Source organism: Actinokineospora sp. NPDC051303, from assembly GCF_055586285.1.
Genome location: NZ_JBVJIN010000102.1, coordinates 1 through 5,828 on the forward strand (window position 1 = coordinate 1; position 5,828 = coordinate 5,828).

The following is a 5,828-nucleotide window of genomic DNA, read 5'->3' on the forward strand; positions in this document are numbered from 1 at the left end:
CCGAAAAACTCAACGAACTCCTGATCAACCACGGTGTCGCACCCACCACCTGAGACCAAGGCCCCAAAGAAACCACTCCACCCCATCGAGCAGACAGACCCGAGCCAGCCACCCCGAGAACCCGCTCCACCCCACCGAGCAACCCCACGGAACCCAGCCACCCCACCAAGCAGGCAGCAAGCAGCCCAGATCAGCCGCGCAGATCCATCCCCAGGTCAAGCACAGGCGAAGAGTGCGTCAACCCACCCACCGCCAGATAATCCACCCCAGTCTCCGCATAAGACCGAGCCACCGCCAACGTCAACCCGCCAGAAGCCTCCAACCGAGTCCCCGTCCCCGCCGCACGCCGAACAGCTTCAGCGCACTCACCAGGACTGAAGTTGTCCAACAGCACCAATTCAGCCCGCTCAGCCAACGCCTCATCCAGCTGATCAAGGCTGTCCACCTCAACCTCACAAACAAGATCCGGCGCATAAGCCCGAGCAGCCGCAAGCGCTTTCGCCACGGACCCAGCCGCCAGCACATGGTTGTCCTTGATGAGGATCGCGTCCCCCAGCCCCATCCGGTGGTTCACCCCACCCCCACACCGAACCGCGTACTTCTGCAACGACCGCAACCCCGGCAACGTCTTACGCGAGTCCCGCACCGCCGCACCAGTCCCATCGATCGCCGCGACCCACGCCGCCGTGGCACTAGCGATCCCCGACAGATGGCACAAAAGGTTCAGCGCAGTGCGCTCAGCCGTCAACAGCGCCCGAGTGTTCCCCCGCACCACCAACGCAGGCACCCCCGGCACCGCGGCGGAGCCATCCTCCACAGAGGACAAAACCACCACATCCGGCACCACGGCCTCGAACACCGCCACCGCCACCGGAATCCCCGCCAGCACCCCCGCCTGACGCGGCGTCAACTCCGCCACCGCCACCGCGTCCGCGGCCACAGTAGCCTCAGTAGTCACATCAGGCCCATACCGCAGATCCTCCGACAGCGCTAGAGCGATCGCCCGATCCATATCCTCCCGGTCAACGATCACGCCGCACCCCGCAGAGCAGTCGGCCGAGCCAGCACCGGCTGACCAGACGGATTGAGCCGAACAATCAACCCACGCCGCCACACAGCGTCGTCCCGAGCCGGAAAGTCCGTGCGCACATGGCATCCACGGCTCTCCGTGCGCGCGGCGGCAGCCGCGATGAGCGCGCGCCCGACCAGCGTCAGCGCCGCGTCCTCAACCAACTCCCGAGTCTCAAGAGGACGGTCCACAGCGGACACATCTAGCACCGACCCGACCACGGCCAGCCCCTCGGCCTCCCGCCCAATCGCGGCATACCGACTCATGACCCGCTGCAACGAGTCCCGCTCGGCGACCGGCGCCACTGGCAGATCGGCCACCACAGCGAGCCGAGTATCGGCGAGCTTCCCGCACGCGAGGTCCGCCGCGACCGCCTCAGCAGCCCGCGTGCCGACCACCAGACCCTCAAGCAAGCTGTTGGACGCGAGCCGATTGGCCCCGTGCAGCCCCGTGCTGGCGACCTCACCCGCGGCGTACAACCCGTCAACCGCGGTTCGACCATCCACATCGGACACGACACCGCCGCAGGCGAAGTGCGCCGCGGGCGCGACCGGAATCGGCTCCGTCACCGGATCGACCCCAGCCGCGAGGCAGGCGGCGTGCACAGTCGGGAACCGCGTGCGGAACGTCGCGCCATCAAGGTGAGTGGCGTCGAGGAACACGTGGTCGTCGATCCCGCCCCGCTCGAACGCCATGTGCCGGGTGATCGCCGCGGCCACCACGTCCCGCGGCGCCAGGTCGGCGAGCGGGTGCACGCCGGTCATGACCCGCGCCCCGGTCGCGTCGACCAGCACCGCGCCCTCGCCGCGCACCGCCTCCGTCACCAGCGGGCAGCGCCCCCGCGCGCCCTGCCCGGTGTACAGCACGGTCGGATGGAACTGGACGAACTCGATGTCGGCGACCGGGGCGCCCGCGCGCAGCGCCAGCGCCACACCGTCTCCGGTGGCCACGTCCGGGTTGGAAGTGGCCTGGTAAAGCTGTCCGAGCCCGCCGGTGGCGAGCAGCACCGCGGGCGCGGTCAGCACACCGGGCACGCCTGCGGAGTCGAGCACCAGCAGCCCGGCGACCGCGCCGCCCGCCGTGCGGACGGCCTGCACGGCGACGTGGTTCTCCAGCACCGGCACCCGCCCGTCACGGGCCGCCGCGAGCAGCGCCCGCTCGACTTCCGCGCCGGTCGCGTCGCCGCCCGCGTGCACCACGCGGAACGCGCTGTGCCCGCCCTCGCGGGTGCGGGCCAGCCGACCGCCGGGCGCGGGGTCGAACACCGCGCCCAGTTCCCGCAGCCGGGCCACCGCGGCGGGGCCGTCGGCGATGATCGCGCGCACGGCGTCCTCGTCGCACAGGCCCGCCCCGGCCACCAGCGTGTCGGCCACATGCCGGTCGACCGAGTCGCCCGGATCATGCTCACCGGGCAGGACGACGGCGACGCCGCCCTGGGCCCAGCGGGTATTGCCGTCCTCAGCCGCCGCCTTGGTGAGGACCAGGACGCGCAGGCCGAGCGAGTGCGCCCGCAGCGCCGCGGTCAGCCCGGCGACCCCGGTCCCGACGACGATGAGATCCGCTCTGGCCTCCCAGCGCGGGCCGCTCACTCGCCACCGCCGGGCTGCCCGATCTCGATCATCCGCTGCACCGCGCCGCGCGCCCGCGCCGCGGTGTCGAGGTCGACGTGCACCTCGTCGCGGCCCTCGCGCAGCGCCCGCAGCAGCGCGGCCGGGGTGATCATCTTCATGTAGCGGCACGAGGCCCGGTCGTTGACCGCGAGGAACTCGACGCCCGGCGCCGCCTTGCGGAGCTGGTGCAGCATCCCGATCTCGGTGGCCACCAGCACCGACTTCGCGTTGGTCGCCTTCGCCTGGGTGACCATGTCGCCGGTGGAGAGGATCTTGACCTGCGCGCTGGGCACGATGCCCTCGCCCGCGAGGTAGAGCGCCGAGGTCGCGCAGCCGCACTCCGGGTGGATGAACAGGTCGGCGTCGGGAGCCGCGGCCGCCCGCTCGGCCAGCTCCGGGCCGTTGATGCCCGCGTGGACGTGGCACTCCCCCGCCCAGATGTGCAGGTTCTCCCGGCCGGTCTCGCGCTTGACGTGCGCGCCGAGGAACTGGTCCGGCAGGAACAGAACCTCGCGGTCGGCGGGGATCGACCGCACGACATCGACGGCGTTGGACGAGGTGCAGCAGATGTCGGTCTCGGCCTTCACCTCGGCCGTGGTGTTCACATACGACACCACCACCGCGCCCGGGTGCTCGGCCTTCCACTCGCGCAGCTGCGCGCCGGTGATCGAGTCGGCCAGCGAGCAGCCCGCCCGCTCGTCCGGGATCAGCACGGTCTTCTCCGGGCTGAGGATCTTCGCGGTCTCGGCCATGAAGTGCACGCCGCAGAAGACGATCGTGGACGCGTCGCTCTGCGCGGCGATCCGGCTCAGCGCGAGCGAGTCGCCGGTGAAGTCGGCGATGTCCTGGATCTCCGGAAGCTGGTAGTTGTGCGCCAGCAGCACCGCGTCGCGCTGGCGGGCCAGCGCCCGCACTTCGTCCCGCCACGCGGCGTCCGCCTCCACCCCGCCGTAGGGGGTCAGGTCGATCAGTTCCGCGGTCATCGGGTCCCTCCTCAGTTGTCCGATTTCCGATCCGGAGGTTTTCGCCTTAGGATCGAAAACATGCTGAATGCTACCACCGCGTCACTTCCGCTCGCGCACGAAGTCCTGGCCGCGGTACTCCAGGTGAGGCAGGGATCACTGCAAGTCCTGTTGTGGGAGCGCGGAATGGAGCCACACGCGCACCGATGGTCACTGCCTGGCGGCCGACTGCGCGCGGACGAGGACGTTGAGTCATCGATCCGCCGCCAACTGGCCGAGAAGGTCGATGTGCGGCAGGTCTCACATGTCGAACAGCTCGCCGTGTTCAGCGCTCCCGACCGCGTCCCCGGGCCGAGGGTGATCGCCACCGCGTTCCTGAGCCTGGTCCCCTCGCACATGGACCCCGAACTGCCTGCCGACACCGCGTGGCATCCGGTGGAGTCGCTGCCGGACACCGCTTTCGACCACGGCGCGATCGTCCTGCGCGCCCGCAACCGGCTGCGGGCGAAGCTGTCGTACACCAACATCGGGTTCGCCCTGGCTCCCCCGGCGTTCACCATCTCGGCGCTGCGCGAGCTGTACTCGGCCGCCCTGGGCTACCGCGTCTCAGCGACCAACCTGCAACGCGTCCTGGCCCGCCGCGGCCTGCTGGCCCCCACCGGCGAGACCGCCCGCCCCGGCCGGGCCGGTGGCAGGCCCGCGGCCCAGTTTCGTTTCGCCGACACCAGCATGGCTGTGACCGACCCGTTCGCGGTGCTCAGGCCCCCCGGCGAACGGCGGTGAAGCAGGAATAAGACAAAGGCGGCGTGGTCAATCGCACAGCGAGCATGGTCGCCACGTCGTAGCGTGGGCGCGTGGCCGATTCGCTTCCGTTGTTCCCGCTGCAGGCGGTGCTGCTCCCCGGTGCGAACCTGCCCCTGCACATTTTCGAGCCCCGCTACCGGCAGCTCACCCTCGACCTGGTGACCGGCACCCTCCCCGACCGCCGCTTCGGCGTGGTGGCGCTGCGCCCGTCGATGGACAACGAGGTCACCGACCTCAACCAGCTCCGCCCCATCGGCTGCTCAGCCGCCCTCCGCGAAGCCAAACGCCTCCCCGACGGCCGCTTCGACATCGTGACCACCGGCGACCGCCGCTTCCGCCTGCTCGACCTGGACACCATCTCCGCCCCCTACCTAATGGGCACAGTGGAGTGGGTCCCCGACGCCGACCAGCCCCTCACAGCCGCCGCCGACGCCGTCTCGATGCTGGCGAAAGCCGCCCGCTCCGCCCACCGCCGCTACTGCACAGCCGCCTGGCAACAAGAAGACTGGAGCGAACCAGACGACGACATCGACCCTTGCGAACTGGCCCACGCCTTGGCCGCCGACTGCCTCCTCAGCCTGGACGACCGCCAACGCCTCCTGGAGGAAACCCGCCCCCTCCACCGCTTGCGCATGGTCGGCCAACTCCTCAACCGCGAAGCAGGCATCCTCTCCGCCCTACGCGCCGTTCCCGCCCCACCCACCGAATTCGGCGCTCCCATCAATCTCAACTAGCCCCATCCCCCGGCGCTCCCCCGCCTCATTCCCCACCGCGCCCGGCTTTTCCTCCGCCCCCGGCGTTCCACCGCACCCGGCTTCGCCACTGCCCTCGGCGTTCCACCGCACCCGGCTTCCCCACTGCCCTCGGCTTTCCCACCACGCCCGGCTTCCCTCACCGCGCCCGACTTCCCACCGCCCTCAGCTTCCCACCGCCGCCTGCTTTTTCTCCGCCCCCGGCGTGTCGCACGACAGCCCCCGGCGAGTTGTCCACAGGCAAGATCGTTCCCGCCTGGATTGTCGGCCCGGCCCGATAGACTGGAGCGGGGTCAGCCCCCAGGGCGGGTGGGGTTTGCTTGTGGGGCGGCGGGGCAGCGAAATGGCGTGTGAAGGCCGTTGAATTGGGCGTGCTGCCTTGTTTTGGGGCGCTGTCTCGCTTTGCGGACGCGATGCTCACCAGATCCCGTCCACCCGCTCCGGCCACGTGCTTGGCGAGAGCAGGCCGCACCCAAAGCTGCCAGGTGCCCGGTGGGAGCGGAGACAACAAAGCCACGCTCCTGCCAACCGGACCTAACCCTGCCAGGTGCTCGATGGGGTGGAGTGGTTTCTTCGGGGGAGAAGGAAGATCGCTAAGCTGGCTCCGCACGTGTGAGGCCGAAGGCATCCC

The 5,828-nt window shown here is 70.2% G+C and carries 5 protein-coding genes; 2 read left to right on the plus strand and 3 right to left on the minus strand.

Annotated elements, in window-relative coordinates:
• Window positions 1-190: 190 nt before the first annotated feature.
• From nadC to nadA, 3 genes are read right to left on the minus strand one after another with little or no spacing between them, the layout of a single operon-like run.
• Window positions 191-1,012 (minus strand): carboxylating nicotinate-nucleotide diphosphorylase, encoded by an 822-nt coding sequence (gene nadC / locus ACZ6SD_RS32755; protein ID WP_465320910.1) that lies wholly within the window; start codon window positions 1,010-1,012, stop codon window positions 191-193.
• Between the two features lie 17 nt (window positions 1,013-1,029).
• Window positions 1,030-2,658 (minus strand): L-aspartate oxidase, encoded by a 1,629-nt coding sequence (locus tag ACZ6SD_RS32760; protein ID WP_465320906.1) that lies wholly within the window; start codon window positions 2,656-2,658, stop codon window positions 1,030-1,032.
• Window positions 2,655-3,662 carry a quinolinate synthase NadA gene (nadA, locus tag ACZ6SD_RS32765; protein WP_465320907.1) on the minus strand — a complete coding sequence of 336 codons (1,008 nt, stop codon included), beginning with the start codon at window positions 3,660-3,662 and terminating at the stop codon, window positions 2,655-2,657. The genes ACZ6SD_RS32760 and nadA overlap by 4 nt, the downstream gene beginning before the upstream one ends.
• 60 nt (window positions 3,663-3,722) lie before the next feature.
• On the opposite strand from nadA, the gene ACZ6SD_RS32770 reads away from it, so the two are divergent.
• Both ACZ6SD_RS32770 and ACZ6SD_RS32775 read left to right on the plus strand, forming a co-directional pair.
• The gene (locus ACZ6SD_RS32770; protein WP_465320908.1) at window positions 3,723-4,424 is read left to right on the plus strand and encodes an NUDIX hydrolase; all 702 of its coding nucleotides are present in this window, start codon (window positions 3,723-3,725) and stop codon (window positions 4,422-4,424) included.
• Window positions 4,425-4,495: 71 nt separating this feature from the next.
• The gene (locus ACZ6SD_RS32775) at window positions 4,496-5,179 is read left to right on the plus strand and encodes an LON peptidase substrate-binding domain-containing protein (protein WP_465320909.1); all 684 of its coding nucleotides are present in this window, start codon (window positions 4,496-4,498) and stop codon (window positions 5,177-5,179) included.
• Window positions 5,180-5,828 lie beyond the last annotated feature (649 nt).